The organism is Candidatus Thiodiazotropha sp. AKAK3, from assembly GCF_058244645.1.
Genome location: NZ_JBSYOQ010000046.1, coordinates 64,744 through 84,000, shown reverse-complemented (window position 1 = coordinate 84,000; position 19,257 = coordinate 64,744). Strand labels below are relative to the sequence as shown.

Annotated in this window: 16 protein-coding genes; 6 read left to right on the top strand and 10 right to left on the bottom strand. The window is 48.8% G+C overall.

The features are described from left to right. Window positions 1-169 precede the first annotated feature (169 nt). The 9 genes from cydC to AC4IE7_RS09255 all read right to left on the bottom strand — a co-directional run bounded on the left by cydC (window position 170) and on the right by AC4IE7_RS09255 (window position 10,479). On the bottom strand, window positions 170-1,918 hold the full coding sequence (cydC, locus tag AC4IE7_RS09295; protein ID WP_490776551.1) for a thiol reductant ABC exporter subunit CydC: 1,749 nt from the start codon (window positions 1,916-1,918) through the stop codon (window positions 170-172). Further along, complete coding sequence (gene cydD / locus AC4IE7_RS09290) at window positions 1,915-3,648, bottom strand: thiol reductant ABC exporter subunit CydD (protein WP_490776550.1); 1,734 nt, start codon at window positions 3,646-3,648, stop codon at window positions 1,915-1,917. Before cydD ends, cydC begins: the two co-directional genes overlap by 4 nt. 170 nt (window positions 3,649-3,818) lie before the next feature. Then, window positions 3,819-4,529 (bottom strand): cytochrome b/b6 domain-containing protein, encoded by a 711-nt coding sequence (locus AC4IE7_RS09285; protein ID WP_490776549.1) that lies wholly within the window; start codon window positions 4,527-4,529, stop codon window positions 3,819-3,821. Next, a complete protein-coding gene (locus AC4IE7_RS09280; protein WP_490776548.1) occupies window positions 4,529-6,223 on the bottom strand; it encodes a tetrathionate reductase family octaheme c-type cytochrome in 1,695 nt (564 codons plus the stop codon). The genes AC4IE7_RS09285 and AC4IE7_RS09280 overlap by 1 nt, the downstream gene beginning before the upstream one ends. Window positions 6,224-6,316: 93 nt before the next feature. Continuing rightward, window positions 6,317-6,433, bottom strand: a complete 117-nt coding sequence (gene cydX / locus AC4IE7_RS09275) for a cytochrome bd-I oxidase subunit CydX (protein ID WP_490776547.1) — start codon at window positions 6,431-6,433, stop codon at window positions 6,317-6,319. Between the two features lie 37 nt (window positions 6,434-6,470). After that, entirely contained in the window at window positions 6,471-7,610 is a 1,140-nt protein-coding gene (gene cydB, locus AC4IE7_RS09270) for a cytochrome d ubiquinol oxidase subunit II (RefSeq protein ID WP_490776546.1), read from the bottom strand. Window positions 7,611-7,626: 16 nt separating this feature from the next. Beyond that, a complete protein-coding gene (locus tag AC4IE7_RS09265) occupies window positions 7,627-9,192 on the bottom strand; it encodes a cytochrome ubiquinol oxidase subunit I (RefSeq protein ID WP_490776545.1) in 1,566 nt (521 codons plus the stop codon). Between the two features lie 518 nt (window positions 9,193-9,710). Then, window positions 9,711-10,055 carry a phenylpyruvate tautomerase MIF-related protein gene (locus tag AC4IE7_RS09260; protein ID WP_490776544.1) on the bottom strand — a complete coding sequence of 115 codons (345 nt, stop codon included), beginning with the start codon at window positions 10,053-10,055 and terminating at the stop codon, window positions 9,711-9,713. A gap of 4 nt (window positions 10,056-10,059) precedes the next feature. Beyond that, window positions 10,060-10,479: a DUF4124 domain-containing protein gene (locus tag AC4IE7_RS09255; RefSeq protein WP_490776543.1), complete on the bottom strand. Its 420-nt coding sequence runs from the start codon at window positions 10,477-10,479 to the stop codon at window positions 10,060-10,062. Window positions 10,480-10,700: 221 nt separating this feature from the next. On the opposite strand from AC4IE7_RS09255, the gene AC4IE7_RS09250 reads away from it, so the two are divergent. The 4 genes from AC4IE7_RS09250 (at window position 10,701) to AC4IE7_RS09235 (ending at window position 16,238) form a co-directional block, all read left to right on the top strand. Further along, entirely contained in the window at window positions 10,701-12,419 is a 1,719-nt protein-coding gene (locus tag AC4IE7_RS09250; RefSeq protein WP_490776542.1) for an acetolactate synthase 3 large subunit, read from the top strand. Continuing rightward, complete coding sequence (gene ilvN, locus AC4IE7_RS09245) at window positions 12,419-12,910, top strand: acetolactate synthase small subunit (protein WP_490776541.1); 492 nt, start codon at window positions 12,419-12,421, stop codon at window positions 12,908-12,910. The genes AC4IE7_RS09250 and ilvN overlap by 1 nt, the downstream gene beginning before the upstream one ends. Before the next feature lie 144 nt (window positions 12,911-13,054). After that, window positions 13,055-14,065 (top strand): ketol-acid reductoisomerase, encoded by a 1,011-nt coding sequence (gene ilvC / locus AC4IE7_RS09240; protein WP_490776553.1) that lies wholly within the window; start codon window positions 13,055-13,057, stop codon window positions 14,063-14,065. 424 nt (window positions 14,066-14,489) lie between these two features. Then, window positions 14,490-16,238 (top strand): PhoPQ-activated protein PqaA family protein, encoded by a 1,749-nt coding sequence (locus tag AC4IE7_RS09235; RefSeq protein WP_490776540.1) that lies wholly within the window; start codon window positions 14,490-14,492, stop codon window positions 16,236-16,238. A gap of 89 nt (window positions 16,239-16,327) precedes the next feature. Here AC4IE7_RS09235 and AC4IE7_RS09230 read toward each other — a convergent pair whose 3' ends face one another. Continuing rightward, the gene (locus AC4IE7_RS09230; protein ID WP_490776539.1) at window positions 16,328-17,422 is read right to left on the bottom strand and encodes an acyltransferase family protein; all 1,095 of its coding nucleotides are present in this window, start codon (window positions 17,420-17,422) and stop codon (window positions 16,328-16,330) included. Between the two features lie 258 nt (window positions 17,423-17,680). Between AC4IE7_RS09230 and AC4IE7_RS09225 the strand changes: the two genes are divergently transcribed. Together AC4IE7_RS09225 and AC4IE7_RS09220 are read left to right on the top strand one after the other, a co-directional pair. Further along, on the top strand, window positions 17,681-17,824 hold the full coding sequence (locus tag AC4IE7_RS09225; RefSeq protein WP_490776538.1) for a tetratricopeptide repeat protein: 144 nt from the start codon (window positions 17,681-17,683) through the stop codon (window positions 17,822-17,824). Window positions 17,825-18,022: 198 nt separating this feature from the next. Continuing rightward, entirely contained in the window at window positions 18,023-19,243 is a 1,221-nt protein-coding gene (locus AC4IE7_RS09220) for an argininosuccinate synthase (RefSeq protein WP_490776537.1), read from the top strand. The last annotated feature ends 14 nt before the right edge of the window (window positions 19,244-19,257 follow it).

Below are 19,257 nucleotides of genomic sequence, written 5' to 3'. Positions count from 1 at the left end.
TTGGTGGGGCATGGCCCCACCCTACACCGTATCCAAGCAGGTAGTGTGGGGCCATGCCCCACCACAAAAGCCAGATCTAACAGACTAGGGTTTGTTGACTATCACAGTAGCTGACTTTAGAGAGTAAACAGGAAAGTTTATATTTGCTCGATCCAGCCTATTCAGTGGCTCAAGGTTTTTGAATTAATGATAGTGATCGATGATGATCCTGCATTCGCATGTACAGACCACCCTTTGTGACTAAGTCTGCTGGCTTACCCCGTTCGACAATGTGTCCCTTCTGCATAATGAGAATCTCATCCATCGCTTCCAGACCTGAGAGGTTATGGGTGATCCAAAGTATGCCGCGCTCAGGGCATTGTTGAATGATGTTGTCTCTCATCTGTTGTGCGGTCAGGTTATCAAGCCCTTCTGTAGGTTCATCAAGTATCAGCAGTGGTGCCTGTTTCAGTAGCGCCCGGGCAACTGTCAAACGGCGTGCCTGACCAAGTGAGAGCCTCACGCCTAATTCTCCTACCACGGTTTCATAGCCTTCCGGCTGAGCCTCGACAAAGTCGTGAATCATGGCAAGCCGACAGACGGCTTTAAGCTGCTGCAGGTCTGCATCAGGTTGAGCCAGTAGCAGGTTGTTGCGGATGGTCGTGTTGAACAGGTGGGTCTGTTGCGCCGAGACGGAAATGTGTGAGCGAACAGTTTCGCCACTCAATTGCTCGTATCTGATACCCCCAAGAGAGAGACGGCCTTTGTCCGGGCTTCTGAATTTCAACAGAAGCTGTACCAAGGTGCTTTTACCGCAACCGCTCGCACCAAGCAGGGCAATCTTTTTACCGGGTGAGAGTAGTAGAGAGATGTCATCGATACCAGCTTGATGTTGAGGATAGTGGTAGCTGATATTGAACAGATTTAAGGTCAGGTCTGTGGTGAGTGGCATCTCTTGAATCGGTTCCTGGACCATATGCTGGCGATCGACCAGATTGAAAATCCGCCTGGCAGCAGCCAGTTGCTCGCCGAGAGATTGAAAGGCGAGGGGCAGCGGGGCAACCGCTTCAAAACTGGCGAGGGTAAATAGTGCTAGCATGGCCAGTTGTGCTGGCGGTAACTCAGCCTGTTGCACCATGGGAATGGCATAGATCAGAATCAGCCACATCGCCAGGTTGGCGCATAGACCCACCATACCCTGGCTGAGTCCATTGATCTGGCTGATGCGTTTTTGATGCAGGGCCAGCTCTTCACTCAACTCTGCCAGATAGAGGGTGTGTCTTTTATCTGCACCGTCGACCAGGAGTTCTCCCATACCTTGTAGATCATCAACCAACTGCATTCTCAATTTACTGTTGAGCTGATTTATACGGTGGCTACTGAACGATGAGAGACGATTGCTTAACAGGGGTAGTCCAACACCGGCGGTTATCAGCAGAGTCGCCTCTATGATCACCAGTAGAGGGTCGAACAGCGCCAGAAATAGCAGGAATACCAGAGTCGAAGTCAGTGCCACAGCCACAGGGAGAAGCAACCTCAGGTAGAACTGATCCAGGGTGTCGATGTCAGCACGGATGCGACTCAGCAGGTCACCACTACGAAATGATTCCAAGCCTGCTGGCGCTAAAGGCTCTATCTGCTCATAGAACCAGACACGCAGTTGCGAGAGGATCTGCAGTGTTGCGCTATGGGTAACCAATCGTTCTGCATAACGCCCCATTGTTCGCACAATGGCACTGAAGCGGATAATTGCAGCGGGAGTGAAATAGTTCATGGTAATGCCATGAACCCCAGCTAACGCCATAGCAGCAATAAACCACCCTGAGGTTGCCATCAGAGTGACATTTGCGATCAGGGTGGCAAAGGAGAGCAGACCGCCAAGGATCATCCAGCCCATTACCGGTCTCATCAATAACAATAGACGCCATACCGGCTTCATATCGGTCTGCCTTGAGAGGCCATAACCAAGCCGTGGTAGACACCTTGTTGTTCAATCAGGGATTGATGATTACCTTGCTCTACCAAACAACCTTCATCCATAACCAGGATGCGGGACATGCGCTCAACTGTTTTCAACCTGTGGGCGATGATCAGCAGAGTTCGATTTTCAGCAAGCTGGTTTATCGCTTCCTGGATCAACTGCTCGCTCTCCAGGTCAAGACTTGCTGTTGCTTCGTCGAGGATTACCAAGGGTGCGTCTTTAAGGAAAGCTCTTGCCAGTGCAATGCGCTGTATTTCACCTCCTGATAACCCATGTCCCCCCTCTCCGATGATGGTCTGATAGCCATCAGGCAGGGTGGTAATGAAATCGTCTGCGCGGGCCAGTGATGCCGCATGCCTGACCTGCTCTATCTCCGCATCGGCCTGTGCAAGACGGATATTATCGAGCACGGAACCGTGAAACAGATGTGATCTTTGTGGTAACCAGATGAGCTTCTGACGCCATGCAGCCAGGTCAATCTGATCCAAGGGTTGATGATTGACCATGACTCGTCCCCGGGTGGGTTGATTGAATCCCAGGATCGGGTTGAGCAGAGTAGTTTTGCCTGCACCGCTCGGGCCGACCAAAGCAACTTGCTCTCCTGGATGCAGGCTGAAGTCAATCCTGTTCAGTGCCAGACGACCATCCCCGTAACTATAACCAATATCCTCGAAAGTCAGCCCTATTGGAGTGTCTAAATATTTTGATCCACCTGCCTCTCTGATGGCTTCCGGTTCTGCCTGCAAAATCTGCATCATGCCCTCTACGGCACCGATAGCATCCATTCTTGCATGGTAGTGTTGTCCCATATTACGCAAAGGTAGATAAAACTCAGGCGCTAGCAAGAGTATGAAGAGACCATAGACAAAATCCAGCTCTCCCCAGTAGAGTCGGAAACCGACCAGTACAGCGACTATGGCAATGCTTATGGTGGAGAAGAACTCGAGGGCGAATGAGGAGAGAAAGGCAATCCGCAGTACAGCCAGGGTGGAGTGACGATATTCATCGGAAATTTTGCCGATCACTTCAGCTTCACGACGACTGGCATTGAAAAGCTTTAAACTGGTCAGTCCCTGAATGGTGTCGAGGAAGTGGCCGCTCATTTTTGCGAGCTTTCGCCACTGTTGCTGGTTCCTGCGCTCTGCACCATGTCCGATTAAAATCATAAACAGCGGGATCAATGGTGCTGTACCCAGCATCACAAGTGCAGAAACCCAATCGATAGGAAACACAAATACCAGAATTGAAAGGGGTACCAGAGCCATTAATGAGATGGCAGGTATGAAGCGGGCGTAGTAGGCCTCCAACGCTTCGATGCCATCGGTCAAAGTATTGGTTAACTCACCACTGCGTTGGTTGGCCAGATAAGCAGGGCCGAGTCGTCTTAATTGATCGAGCAGAGTTTGTCTCAGAGTGAGTTTGACCCGACTGGCGGCCAGGAAGGCACTCTGTTCAGAAGCCCAAATCAGGATCACTCTGAAAATGAAAACAAGCAACATTCCCCACAGCCAGGGCATCAGCTCTTGCAGGGGATGAGCTTCAATGATGACCCCTGAAACCACTATCGACAGCAGCCAGGCCTGGATGATCACCAGCCAGCCAGAAGCAGTGCCTAGTACGGTTGCCAATATCAGCGCATTTCCAGCAAGGCTTTTTTGCCTCTTAAGCCAGTCTGTGCCCTGTTTCATGACGCTTTGTAGTCTCTATTCTGTTTTGAGTTCGATATGGTCTCAGCCAGGCTTCGGCTCACTACAAGCAATAGTGCTGAACAGATTGTCTGTAGTGAGCCGCAAACCACTTGCAGCAAAACTCATCCTGAGTTTTTATGAACTCCCGATTGTTTGTAAATGTTTTAAATCTACTTGTTATCTTTCATGGCAATCGCATGGGTCTCTTCGATATAGGCAGCTTCTGCTTCGGTCAACTCAATATTGTCGTAACCGGTTACCATGGTCTTGATATAGTGGGTTGGTGTTTTACCTGTAGTGGTCATGTAGATATGAATGATCACGAAGGTGCCCATGAGAAATGCAGCAGCGGTATGGACAAAGGCAATCAGGGTCAAGCCTTGTCCTGACCAACTGTAGGTACTCCACAGATCATAAAACATGTAGACGATACCGGATGCCCATAGAGCGGGGCCGATGAGAACCATGAATGCCATGTAAGCAAGAGATTGAAGGGCATTTTGCTTACGCTGCAGGCCCTTCTTGTAGGGATGGGGTTCACCCACCAATATGCCATAAGCGTAAAAACGTATTACTTTGAGAACGCCCTCTTTGAAAAGATACTGACGCCACTGACCTGTTGTGAAATTCCAGAAGGTGGTGAAGATCCATAACAGGATCAAGGCAATCGCCCCATAGGTATGTATCACGACTGCTGTTTTGAAGTCGAGCATGTCATGGGTGCCATGCAGCCCCAGTCCGGTGTAGAAAAGTGTGAAAATCAGAAAAGCTTGAGACCAGTGCCAAAAACGCTCGTAACGGCTATAGATCATTACATAGTGTTTTTCGCCACGGGTCTTGATCTTGGTGTTCTGGTTTGGGTTGTGAGTTTGACTGGCCATTATGCACTCCTCTGCTGTTGTTTTTTGCTGAATATCTTGCGCAACAGTCCGTGCAACAGAACACCAAGCAATGCACCTCCCAGTGCGAGATAACCTAAAATATCGAGCCAGAAAAAATTGTCTCGACCAGGCATGTAGAAGCCGTTCAATCCCTCCAGTCGACCCCCTTTGCTGTGACAGTCTGAACAACCCATGGCGTCATCCTTGGGCGCAACCATATGGGTGATTGGCCAGAAGGAGTAGGTCTCAACAAATCCAAACTCTCCACTGTAAGGGATGTTGTTTTTCTCCATACCCACTTTGATAGCACGACCAAAATCGTAGTTACCCCAATAGGCATCGTCATCATCCCCCCACAGATGCATGTAGACCATGGTGTTGTTGCCTTTATCGTAAGGCTGGGTGGTATGCATTCGTTTAAAGGGCCAGATGCGGGATTTACCATCATCGTGTGATCCCTTAAAGCCGTTGATCTCAACAGGGCCCTTTTCAGGATCGAACTTGGTCTCAATGGTTGTGTATACCATTTGACCATCGAACCAGTCGTAGTAGGGTGTCAGGTTTTCGCCATACTCAAAGTTACCTTTGATCGATTTATAGGTAGCACGATGGGCGCCGTTACCCTGGGTATAGTTCTTCTCTTTAAAGCCCTCACCATCTTTGGTCTTGCCTGCTGTGCGCCAATCCCAGTCAGTCAATGTGCCTACTCCACCCCGGGCAATGGTTGGAATATGACAGGTTTGACAGGCGATTTTGTCGGTATGGCCATTCAGTTTTGCGCCTACCAGGTCACTGTAATCATGGGGGGTTTCGCTGTGGCAGGATTCACAGGTTGCGACATCCCGGCGTTCACCCGGTAGCCCTAAACCTTCAGTGTCGTGGGCAATCACATTGTAGCGGCTGCCAGCCCATAGATGCTGGCGGGTGACGTGGCAGGTAGTACATGCGAAGTTCAGGCCTTCAGCATCCATGTGTACATCCAGCTCCTTGCTCGGTTTTTTCAGAGATGAGTCGAGGTCGCCATGTTTTACCCCATCACCACCACCGCCGTAGAAGTGGCAGGAGCCGCAGTTTTCACGGCCTGGTTTGCCGACGCTTTGCGCTACCTTGCTCCATTGAATCGGTTGCTTGCCTTCGAACATGATCGAACAGGCTTTGTTGCCGCTAGAGTTTGGTGTCTTGTAGTAGGTTCCAGTGCGATCGTGACAGATCAGACAGTCGATGTTCTCCTGTTTTGTAAAGTCGAAGGTGTCATCCTTCCAGCCATATCCGGCATGACACTGGGCGCACATGCCCTCATTACCCTTGGAGTTGGTGCAGAAGGTATTGATGAGGGTCTTCTTACCCAGCTTCTGGCCGGTTTCTGGATGCTCATACTCCCAGGTCCAATGAATCGACTTCATGAAATGTCGGCCCGCTTCTGTATGACATGAGAGACAGGCTTCAGTCACTTCAGGGCCGCTAGTGAAATCCTTTTGAAGAACCTCGAATTTTGTATGGTCTGCAGTTGATTCCCCATCGTCGCGAATACTGGGGCCAGTATCCTCAACAATACGGAAATTCATATCACTATCAACGTTGTGCGGTGTGGCGTGATCGTCACTTGCTTGTGTGAAGGGGGATAGTAGCAGTATCAGGGCCCACGCGGAGACCCTGATACTGGTCTTTACGGCCAGTAAGTTTTGTTTATGCATCTTTAGTTCCGTGATGACGGTTACGACCGCGACACATAAACAGCTCGGCCCGGTCTGGTTTTTTCCCTGAACCAGTTCCGGTCAGGTGCTTAATTAGGGGCTTAATCTCCCCGGTCGGGGTTCAGGATACTGAGCCTCGTACCACATGGCATTGATAATTCCCAATGAGAGTGCCAACAGCACACCCAGAATCCAAGTGAAGTACCACATAAGATTTTCTCCTCAGGTTTTTGAACGATGTAAAAAATTAATAGGCTGAAGTACGTGCTCGCATCTCCTCAATAGAGAGTCGCCCCCACATCTTTCGATAGTTCCAGATGGTGTAGCTGATGACGATGGGCAGGAAGATCAATACCGCCCAAAACATAACTGTAAGCGTCAGATGACTCGATGGGGCGTCCCATACTGTCAAGCTGCTGCCCGGATGGGTGCTGGAAGGCATTACGAAGGGAAAGAGTGATATCCCTGCGGTCATGATTACGCCACTTATTGCCAGGGAGCTGCTAAAAAAGCCCCAGCCTGGACGGTCACTTCGAGACATGATGATAGTCATAATGACACCCAGAAAACCGAGTGCAGGAAAAATCATGGTAATCGGATAGTCGCCATAATTCTTCAACCATGCGCCAGGAGATAACTCTACAGTTTTCGCCAGTGGGTCAGGTAAGGCATCCAGTGGTGGTTGAGATACTATGGCCAGCCCTTCAATACCCATAATCAACCAGATACCTGCCAGGGCAAAAGCAGTCATTGCGGCAATACCTGTCCAAAGAATCCAGCCTTTGACTCGTTCAGTTATTTCTCCGCTGGTGCGCATTTGAATCCATATGCCACCATGCATGGTCAGCAAGGAGAAGCTGACGATACCTGCTAACAGTGCGAAGGGATTCAAGAGTTCAAAAAATCCACCGGTATAGTAAGCGCGCATCAGTTCGTCCAGATGGAAAGGAACACCGAGCAGTAGATTGCCAAAAGCAACCCCAAACACCAGAGAGGGGACAGCGCCTCCGATGAATAACCCCCAATCCCAGGCTTTACGCCACCGTGCGTCTCCCAGTTTACTGCGGTAGTCAAAGCCTACAGGGCGGAAGAAGAGGGCGAACAATACCAGTAACATGGCAACGTAAAAGCCAGAAAAGGCTGCTGCATAGACTACGGGCCAGGCAGCAAAAATCGCACCGCCAGCAGTGATCAGCCATACTTGATTACCATCCCAGTGGGGCCCGACCGTATTGATCATCAGGCGTCTTTCATCATCTGTTTTACCGACGAAAGGGAGAAGATTACCGACCCCCATATCCATACCGTCGGTAATGGCAAAACCGATCAGCAGCACTCCGACAAAGAGCCACCAGATGAGTTTCAGTGTTTCATAATCGATTAACATCTCGCTAACTCCTCTATTACTGTGTGACGCTGACGCCGGATTCAAAGTGATAACGGCCGGTGTGCAGTGAGCTGGGGCCGAGGCGGGCAAAGCGGAACATCAGCCACATTTCGATTACAAGGAGAAAGGTGTAGAAACCGATGAAGCCGACCATACTGAATATCAAATCGTTCACAGTGAGAGTTGAGGTTGCGAGAAAGGTGGGCAGTACCTCTCCGATAGCCCAGGGCTGTCGACCGAACTCTGCGACGAACCAACCTGTCTCCACTGCAATCCATGGCAGAGGAATACTCCACAGGGTTAAGCGTAACAACCAGCGTTTCTGCTCAATTTCCCGACGTGCGTTGTAGTAGAAACCTGCAGCGATGATGAACAGTAAGGTAAAGCCTATTGCAACCATGATGCGGAAAGTCCAGAACAGAGGGGCTACAGAAGGAATGCTCATCTTTACCGCCTCCTTAATCTGCTCATCTGTCGCATCGACTACATTAGGCGTGAACGCTTTTAGCAGGAGCCCATAACCCAGGTCTGCTTTGTACTCTTCGAAGAGGGCAATATTTGCTTCGCTGGTATCTCCATTGCGTAGACGTTGCAGATAGTTATAGGCCCTCATGCCAGAGCGGATGCGGGCTTCGTTGTCATGCATGATATCTTTCAGGCCGATCACCTCCTCATCAACAGAACGGGTTGCGATCAGGCCAAGTGCCCAGGGCACTTTAATTGCGCCATGAGTCTGCTGTGCCTCCTGGTCGGGGAAACCAATCAGGTTGAAACCGGCCGGGGGTTCATGGGTCTCCCATTCACCTTCTATGGCAGCCAACTTGCTCCTCTGTACATCGCCAAGTTCATATCCCGATTCATCACCGAGAACGATTACTGAGAGTACCGAAGCGAGTCCAAATCCGACCGCCACCGTGAATGAGCGTTTGGCAAACTCAAGATCTCTGCCTTTAAGCAGGTAATAAGCTGAGATGCCCATCACGAACATGGCACCTGTTACATAGCCTGCTGCCACTGTGTGGATGAATTTGACCTGTGCCACCGGGTTGAGTACCAGCTCAGCAAAGCTGGTCATCTCCATGCGCATGGTCTGATAGCTGAACTCTGCGCCGATAGGATTCTGCATCCAGCCGTTGGCTACCAATATCCAAAGAGCAGAAAGGTTGGTGCCTATCGCAGTCAGGAAAGTGACCCCCAGGTGTTGTCTTTTACTAAGACGCTCCCAGCCCAGAAAGAAGAGGCCGATGAAGGTCGATTCCAGAAAAAAGGCCATTAATCCTTCAATGGCGAGGGGGGCGCCAAAGACATCGCCAACATAGTGGGAGTAGTAAGACCAGTTGGTTCCAAACTGGAACTCCATGGTCAGACCGGTGGTGACACCCAGGGCGAAATTGATGCCGAAAAGTTTTCCCCAGAATTTAGTCATGTCACGGTAGATCTCTTTACCGGTCATGACATATACCGATTCCATGATTACCAGTATCCAGGTCATTCCGAGGGTTAAGGGTACAAATAGAAAGTGATAAAGCGCCGTGAGTGCGAACTGCCAGCGTGACAGCTCAATCATCGTCGGATCCAGCATGCGATGCCTCCTGCTTATTGAATGTGGCTCAGTTTCAGCAATCTTTAGGCCAGTATCCTAACTGTTTGAATGATAAGCATTATCACTGCATAAAGATTTTGATTGAGTTGCCAACTGGGCTTTATGCCGTTTTAAACAGGTGATTTGCCGGACGGATATTCGGTAAATCAGACACTCGGCCCAGTCAGCGTGAACGGTCTTCAAGAGTCCGCGGAGAGAGAAGATGAATACCGTTCAGTGGCGACTATAGGGTTCAAGTACGCCTCGGGTCATTGATGCATCGCAAAAACAATGTGAATTGTAAGTGTTTGTTGTTATTGATAAAAATCAATAATATTTGGTTGAAATTGGGCGGGTTGTCCCAATGTTTCGAAACTGTCATCGACTGCTAGTGATCAAGACATACCCCGGTTTACGGGTTCCAAAACGGGAAATCAGATAACAGCGCCACTGGGCTGGCTGATGTTGTTTTAGGTGCAGTTATGGGGGCAGGTGGAACCGATCCAGGTGTTCGTGATTTAGAAGGTTGTGGCGTTCCATCCCCAGAGATGGCGCTCTGCCGCACTGAACTCGATATAGACTCGATCTTCCGGAATATGCAGTTGCTGCAGCATCAGCTTACAGAGGATATTTGAGAAATCCCCGGTACGATCGTTGGGGAGTCCGATGCTTTTCAGTTCCAGATAAGCCAGGCTGGCAGTGGTGCCGGCGAACAACATATTTGGATTGAATACGAAGTCGACCATGACATAAGTCTCAGGTTTTCCAAGCATATCAGCTACGGTTGCAGAGGCGAGCTTGAGTAACTCGGAGAGCTTATCTTCCTCTATGGTTTGATTAGTGGTGATTCTGAGTAGGGGCATGGGCTTATTTACAATACTCTTTAATCTGCTCTTTGGCTTTCTGCATCCTCTCCTTTTTTTGCTCTTCGGTGAGACGCAGATATTCATCTCCGACCTTGTAGAGTCGATTGCCCAGCGCGTTCAGTTGCTGCAAATTACTCCGAGCTGCTTTACAGTTCTCTTTTTGAATCTTGCTGTTTTTTTTGTTTTCCTGTTGCTCCGACTTCTTCAGATTTCTATCCTCCTCTCTGTCTGCAAGGTCTTGACGCAATTTTTGCAGTTTTTGCTTGGCAGAGCCCGCATCGCTCGAGGGTGCGCTGTAGGTTTTGACCACTTCTGATTGAGCTTCAGGTGGTGGAGTTTGAGAATAGGTTACGACGCCGTCTTCGTTTACCCAGCGGTAGGTTTCTGCAAATACCGTGGTTGAGATCAATAGCAGAAGCATGAGAAAAAATCTTGATAGCACTGCGGGTTCCCTGTCTGATTCGGTGATTCTATAGGTGGATATTATGAAGCATGGGAACCGAATGGCAAGTAAGCAGAGCTGAAATAACAATAGTAGAGGGGGATATCTGCTTGACCTGTTAGAGTAGTATTAGTATTTTGCACTGTTTCGATATAGTTTTTGCGCACGAACAATAAAATCGGCGCTATGGGAGGCTTCACGTGGAACTAAGCGGTGGCGAGATCATCGTTCAATGCTTGAAAGATGAGGGCGTAGAGCATGTATTCGGTTACCCGGGTGGTGCCGTTCTACATATTTATGATGCGCTTTTCCAACAAAAAGAGCTGAAGCATATCCTGGTGCGCCATGAGCAGGCAGCAGGACATGCAGCAGACGGTTATGCCCGTGCTACCGGAAAACCAGGTGTGGTTCTGGTGACGTCGGGGCCTGGCGCCACCAATGTGGTGACCGGGGTTGCCACCGCTTTCATGGATTCGATTCCGATGGTTGTCCTCACCGGGCAGGTACCCACCCCAGTGATAGGTAGTGATGCCTTTCAGGAAGTGGATACTGTGGGAATCACCCGCCCCTGTGTGAAACACAATTTTCTGGTCAAGCGCCTGGAAGATCTAGCTGAGACGATTAAAAAAGCCTTCTATATCGCCACCACCGGTCGTCCTGGGCCTGTTGTTGTCGATATCCCCAAGGATATAACCGATCCTGGTATCAAGATCCCTTATAGCTATCCCAATAAGATCAAGATGCGCTCATACAACCCGGTTATTAAGGGGCATCTGGGCCAGATCAAGAAGGCGATTAAAATCATGATGGAGGCGGAGCGTCCGGTCTTTTATACCGGAGGCGGTGTCGTTCTGGATGATGCAGCGAAACCATTGACTGATCTGGTGGAAAAACTCGATTTTCCAATAACACAGACCCTGATGGGTTTGGGTGCCTATCCGGGGAGTGGCAAGAATTTTCTGGGTATGTTGGGAATGCATGGTAACTATGAAGCAAATATGGCGATGCACGAAACCGATGTGTTGATCGCTGTTGGCGCCCGCTTTGATGACCGGGTTACCGGTCATGTTAAACAGTTCTGTCCCGATGCAACCATTATCCATATCGACATCGATCCTTCGTCGATATCCAAGAATGTGCGTGTCGATGTGCCAATCGTTGGGCCGGTCAAGCAGGTCTTGAGGGACATGCTCAAGGTAGTCACTGAAAGTGATAAAAAACCGAAGCAGCAGGCCTTGAAGAAGTGGTGGACTCAGATTGAAAAATGGCGCGCCATGGATTGCATGAAATACGATAAAAAGAGTGGCATGATCAAACCGCAACAGGCGGTTGAAATATTGCATAAGGTGACCAAAGGTGAGGCCTTCGTGACTTCAGACGTTGGTCAGCATCAGATGTTCGCTGCTCAATTTTATCGTTTTGACAAGCCTCGGCGTTGGATCAACTCCGGTGGTCTTGGGACTATGGGATTTGGTCTGCCTGCGGCAATAGGTGTACAGATGGCTCATCCTAAAGCTGAAGTCGCGGTTGTCACAGGTGAGTCGAGTATCCAAATGTGCATACAGGAGCTGGCGACCTGTCTACAGTACGATCTGCCGATCAAGATCATACTGCTGAATAACGGTTACATGGGTATGGTTCGCCAGTGGCAGGAGTTTTTCTACGACAGCCGCTACTCCCAGTCTGGTATGAGTGTTACCCCTGATTTCGTCAAACTGACTGAATCCTACGGTCATATCGGCATGCGTGTTGAGAAGCCCGAAGACCTTGAAGGCGCAATGAAAGAGGCCTTTTCTCATAAAGACCGGCTGGTTTTTCTGGATGTGGTAGTTGATCCTGCAGAAAATGTCTATCCAATGATTGCGGCGGGCAAAGGGCATCATGAGATGTATCTGTCACCTGGGAGTGAGTTGGTCTGATGAGGCATATCATATCTATTCTGATGGAGAACGAGTCCGGTGCGCTAGCACGGGTGGCCAACCTTTTTACTGCGAGGGGATATAATATTGAATCCCTTACTGTCGCACCGACAGAAGACACGAGCCTGTCACGCATGACGCTGGTGACCAGTGGCAGCGATGAAATTATCGAGCAGATAACCAAACAGCTCAATAAACTGATCGATGTGGTGAAGCTGGTCGATCTGACAGAAGGTGGTCACATCGAAAGGGAGATGATGTTGATCAAATTGCGGGCGGAGCGCACCCAGCGGGAGGAGATCAAACGCTTGGTCGACATCTTTCGCGGTAAGATTATCGATGTGACAGACACCAGCTATACGGTTGAACTGACAGGTGCCGCAAGCAAGCTGAATGCCTTTATCGAAGCGGTGGATGAAGAGCTGATCATCGAAGTGATTCGTACCGGCCCCTCTGGAATCGGACGGGGATCAAAAGGGTTAAGTCTTTAGCTTTACTGATTTTGACCAGACCTAAACGGTAAAATGATCGGTTATAACTTCGCCCGACAGGCGTCTGCAGATGGCGGTTATAACTGATCTGTAAACTATCTAACACTATCAATTTAAAAATTTTCCGAAGGAAACAACATGGCTATCAATGTTTATTACGACAAAGACTGCGATCTCAATATCATTAAGGGAAAAACAGTCTCCATCATCGGCTACGGTTCTCAGGGGCATGCCCATGCCAACAATCTGCAGGACTCCGGTGTCAATGTCATCGTTGGTCTGCGTGAAGGCTCCCCTTCGGCGATCAAGGCTGGTAATGCCGGGCTTACAGTAAAATCGATCGAAGAGGCGGTAAAGGCTGCGGATGTGGTAATGATTCTGGCACCTGATGAATTTCAGGCCGATCTCTATCGCAACCAGATCGAACCGAATATTAAAGAGTCAGCTGCATTGGCCTTTGCTCATGGTTTTGCAATTCACTATAACCAGGTTGTGCCACGGGAAGATCTGGATGTGATCATGATCGCGCCAAAAGCACCTGGTCATACTGTACGCAGTGAATATGTCAAAGGTGGTGGTATTCCGGATCTCGTTGCTGTCTATCAGGATGCAACAGGTAGTGCTATGGATACGGCACTATCCTATGCATCTGCCATCGGTGGTGGCCGTACCGGCATCATTGAAACCACTTTCAAGGATGAGACCGAAACCGATCTGTTCGGTGAGCAGGCGGTACTCTGTGGTGGTGCTGTTGAGTTGGTTAAAGCCGGTTTTGAAACCTTGACTGAGGCAGGTTATGCGCCAGAGATGGCCTACTTCGAATGTCTGCATGAGCTGAAACTGATTGTTGATCTGATGTACGAAGGCGGCATCGCCAATATGAACTACTCCATTTCAAATAATGCTGAATATGGTGAGTATGTCACTGGCCCGAAGGTGATCAATGATGAGAGTCGCAAGGCGATGAAACAAGCGTTGTCGAACATCCAGAGTGGTGAATATGCCAAGCAGTTTGTTTCCGAAGGTGCACTGGGTTATCCATCGATGACTGCTTATCGCAGACTTAATGAAGAGCATGCGATCGAACAGGTGGGTGAGCGTTTGCGTGGCATGATGCCCTGGATTAAGAAGATTGTCGATAAATCGAAAAACTGATTCAGAAGCCGCATAAATTGGCGGCCCAACCTTACTATTAACCCTGAGACGACATACTTAGTCGTCGGGTTAATAGTTACCCGGCGCTCTTTTTTATACACCGGGTTGATTAGGATGGGTCGCTTATTCTACCTGACTTTAATTTTCTACCTTTTTACCCTATCTACTCTTATCTTTCGCAGACAGATTTGCTTGTGATTATTTGAGCTTCTCCCCCAGGGTTGTCACCTGTCTTGGCCTGTGGTATTTTTTTATGTGCGCAAGGAGTGAAGTATTCGGCATGGAACTGCCAAGCCTTGACCTCTCCCATAAAGCGTTACTGAACCCCCGGAAAGTTGCTCCATTTTAATCGCGGCAAATTTCTGGAGTGAGCTGCTGCGCCTGTTTATAAAAGGGTCTGGCTAATTGATGTAGGAAGTTGGTTATGAAATGGATTGCCCAATCATTCACCCTGTTTGCTGGGTTGTCTCTTTTTGTTATCAATCCGTCCCATGCCGAGAGATATAACCCACTTAAGGATTATGTCTATGCATATGACTCTGCCTATAACTACCGCTTGGTGAGTCAACGGTCAGAGGATGGGTTTGACGTCTACACTATTAATCTTGATTCCCAAAAATGGCGCAGTGCTGAGGAAGTATCTCCAGTCTTGTGGAATCATTGGCTTACCTTGATCGTGCCTGATCAAATAACCACCAGTATGGCAAATATAGTTGTCCATAGTGGTAATAGTGATAGTGGTGTACCTGACATTGAATCATTCGGTGAATACCGGACGTTAGCCATTCAGAGCGGTAGCATTCAGGCAATACTGCAGCAAGTTCCAGCGCAACCTTTGACATTTACTGATCTGGATGAAGCGGTGCAAGAGGATGCACTGGTCTCTTATTCATGGCGAAAAGTCATGGAGACTGGAGATCCTACCTGGTCCGCCTATCTGCCTATGACAAAGGCGGTGGTAAGAGGGATGGATACCACACAAAAAATAGTTGAAGATAAACTGGGTTTTGAAATCGAACAGTTTATCGTCACTGGATTCTCCAAACGGGGTGCCATTGCTTGGTTGACTGCAGCCATTGATCCGCGGGTCAGTGGCGTAATTCCCGGTGGTTACAATATCCTCTATCTTGATCAGCAGCTCGAACACCATTTCAATAGCTACGGTTTCTATTCAGAAGCATTGGCGAACTATTCCAATAAGCAGATTCTGCAGGAGATCAGGTCACCAGAGGGGAAGTTTCTCAGAAGCTTGATCGATCCAGTGAGTTATCGCCACACACTTAATATGCCTCATTTGATTCTGAATGTGACTGGTGATGAATTTTTTCTGCCGGATGCATCGGAAGCCTATATTGATAAAATTCCGGGCGAAACCCTTCAACGTATTATTCCTAATACAAATCACTCCTTCCTGGGTCATGAAGAAGAGATGATGGAGGGACTTACTGCATGGTATCAGATGATAGTTAATGGCTTTGCACGGCCACAGATAGATTGGGAGCATGATGAGTCGGGGAGTTTGGTTGTGCATAGTGATCTGACGCCACTCGAAGTCAGACTTTGGCAAGCAAATAATCCCCATGGGAGAGACTTTCGCTTTCCAACAGTTGGTGACGAGGCGTGGCACTCTACTCTGCTGGAAGTGGGCCAGGATGGCTCGTATCGGATATCTGTACCCATTCCTGATGAGGGGTATACCGCCTACATGGCTGAACTGACTTACCCTGATGTCTTTGGAAAAGCCCAGGTATATACCACCTCAGTTTTTATCGTTCCGGATAAAGTGCCGTTCGAATTGGGATATCCAATCAGTGAACCTAAAACTGCAAGTTACTGGTCGCAACAGGTTGAAAGTGCCTTACTGGGAGAGCCGCTGGACTATAGTGCGGATGAGCTGATGAAGATGTTGCCATTTTTTGTGCTCGGTGAGCAGGTCGAGGATGTTGAAGGTCTTGATGAATTCCTAAGTGCATCCGCTGCAAAGCAAAACTGTACTGCTGCCCGCTTAAATGTTGAAGCGGGTGAATTGGGTTGGTACTCCAGCATTCACCAGGCAGATGCAAATGTTAAATATTGGCAGGTCTATGATTGGGCAGAGCGGCTTTATGTGCTGGAGTCTCGAGACTCTGCCGCAGTTTTTTGTCGAGAACTCACTCAATTCGGCAGAGACTAGTGGGCCGCTCGGAAAATTCGGTAACCCTCAGCCGGTACTGTTAAGATCAGCCCTTCAGGCTGGCACACAATAGTCACTCTGCATAAACCTCATACAGCCCATCTGTTTCTCAGGTAGTTTCGCGCTGGTTTCTCGATCAATGAATAGAGCAGGTGGCCAGCAATGATGGAGCAGGCAATATAGATGGCATAGAACAGGATCAAATAGAGGACGTCTCCCATATCAGGAGGAACAATTCGCTTAAAGATTTGATTGAACACCATCAAGGTTGTTGCATGAGCCAGATAGATTGAGTAGGAGATCTTACCCAGATAAATCAGCGGCTGGGTTGAGAATATCTTCGCAGCAATGCCAACTGAGCGACTTAAAGAGAGTAGCAGTGTCGCAAAAGCGATGATAATCAAGAAATCATAAAAAGAGGATAGGTCCAGACTGGCGAAGATAATTGCCATGGAGGCAGCAGCGATGGCTGTCAGGTCGAAAAGCGGGCTATCCTTCAATTTTGCATGGATGTTGTAGAGTGAACATCCGATCAAAAATTCTGAAGCTATTCGGGTTAATGAGAGATGTTCATCCAACATATATTTCTGCATGTCGTTTAGGTATGCAGCCAATATCACCATGGTGCTGAAGATGGTTATTATCATCAACAAATGCAGCCAGGGGTTCCTTATTTTGTTGTATATAAATGCAATAAAAGGGAAACAGAGATAGGCAAACCACTCCGAGCCAACTGACCATGAAGGGACATTCCAGCCGATACTGTTGGGAAATCCCCAGCCGTTGATCAAAAACAGACTGTAGAAAAACTTGCTGAGTGTGTACTGAGATTCTGCACCTTCAGGAAAGGTGTAGACTGAAAACAGGGTCGCACCTAAAAAGACGGGTATCAACACAATGGTAGCGATGAAGTGTGCCGGATATATTCTCGCTATTCTCAGTTTTAGAAAGCGGCTGATCTCACTTCTGTGTAAATGAACAAAGTCACTCTGGTGAACGTAGGAGATGACAAATCCACTGAGTATAAAAAAGAGATCGACGCCTAACCAGCCTTTAGTGATAACACGTTCGACATACCCAGGCATAACCGCTGAGGCGCTTACATATGAGATGCCATGAAGTAGAACCACCCACATGGCTGCAATGCCCCGTACGCCTGTCAATGAGTCAATTTGTCTGGCCAAATCTATCGCTACCTAGTGGTGTGGGGTGAATATATGCTTGTGAAATACTTACTAACCAGGCCATAGATATCAATATCTATGGCCTGGTTAGTACCTATTCTGGTGTAGGAATGAGTATTCCCCATAGGGATAGAGATTCTCACGCTAATTGATCTGAATCAATGGTTTTCTTCTCTATCTATAGTGATCTGCTTGCAATACTTGATTTTCACTGGGCAAGGTTTGTCTTAGGTAAGGTTGCCTACTATCAAGGTGATTATGCCCAAGCAGAAGAACCACCATTTTGTGAAAGCCTATGAGTGGCTTGCGATGATATTGGAGAGCCGTGGTGACCTGGCTGAGGCGCATCAGGCCTTGACTCATACTCTGAAACTTTCTCCCAGATCGGTGGTGCAACAATGACGGCTTGGTTTTCTAGCGCTGCAAAATGGCGGGGAGCTTGGTGGCGGACAGTTTTTATGGCTCTGCCCTGAGGAGGGCTTTCAATCCGCTACCGGGGTTTCAAGAGCTATGGAATTGAACCCCTCAAGATCATATCATCTGCCGCAATATCGTCTATAATGGTCGGTTTTCCAGGCTTCTTATGTGGGAGAGTTGCGGATGTCCAAAGAGGGTGTAAAAAAAGTAGTGCTGGCCTACTCCGGCGGTCTAGATACCTCGATTATCGTTAAATGGCTGCAGGATGAGTATCAGTGTGAAGTGGTGACTTTCACTGCAGATATCGGCCAGGGTGAAGAGGTGGAGCCGGTGCGTGCCAAGGCCGAAGCGGCAGGCATCAAAGAGATCTATATTGAAGATCTGACTGAAGAGTTCGTGCGCGACTACGTCTTCCCTATGTTTCGAGCCAATGCCATCTATGAGGGTGAATATCTTCTCGGTACATCCATTGCCCGTCCACTTATCGCTAAACGGTTGATTGAAATCGCCAATGAGACTGGTGCTGATGCTATTTCCCATGGGGCCACCGGCAAGGGTAATGACCAGGTTCGTTTTGAACTGGGTGCTTACGCCCTAAGACCGGATATCAAGATTATCGCCCCCTGGCGTGAGTGGGATCTGAACTCTCGTGAAAAGCTGCTGGCCTATGCTGAGGAGCATGGCATCTCCATCGAAATGAAACGTGAGGGTAAAAAATCCCCCTACTCGATGGATGCCAATCTACTGCACATCTCCTATGAAGGTTACGACCTGGAAGATCCCTGGACAGAACCTGGGAATGAGATGTGGCGTTGGTCGGTCTCTCCAGAGGATGCACCGAATCAGGCAACCACCATCGAAATCGGTTTTGAAAATGGTGATCCGGTCTCTATCGATGGTGAGAAACTCTCCCCAGCCGCACTACTGCTGAAACTCAATAAACTGGGTGGTGCGAATGGTATTGGCCGGGCTGATATCGTCGAAAATCGCTACGTGGGTATGAAGTCCCGTGGTTGCTATGAGACCCCTGGTGGCACCATTCTGCTCAAAGCCCATCGGGCTATGGAGTCTTTGACTCTGGATCGTGAAGCGGCGCATATGAAGGATGAGTTGATGCCTCGATATGCAAAACTGATCTACAACGGTTACTGGTTTGCTCCTGAGCGGGAGATGTTACAGGCGGCCATCGATAAAACTCAGTCTGTTGTGAACGGTGTAGTGCGCCTGAAGCTCTATAAAGGCAACGTCAATATCGTTGGACGCAAGTCCGATACAAACAGCCTCTTCGACGAGTCGATTGCCACTTTCGAAGATGATGAGGGTGCCTACAATCAGCAGGATGCGGAAGGGTTCATCAAGTTGAATGCGCTGCGCCTGCGGGTGGCAGCTGGTAAAAAGGATTGAGCCGGTTTGGCGGG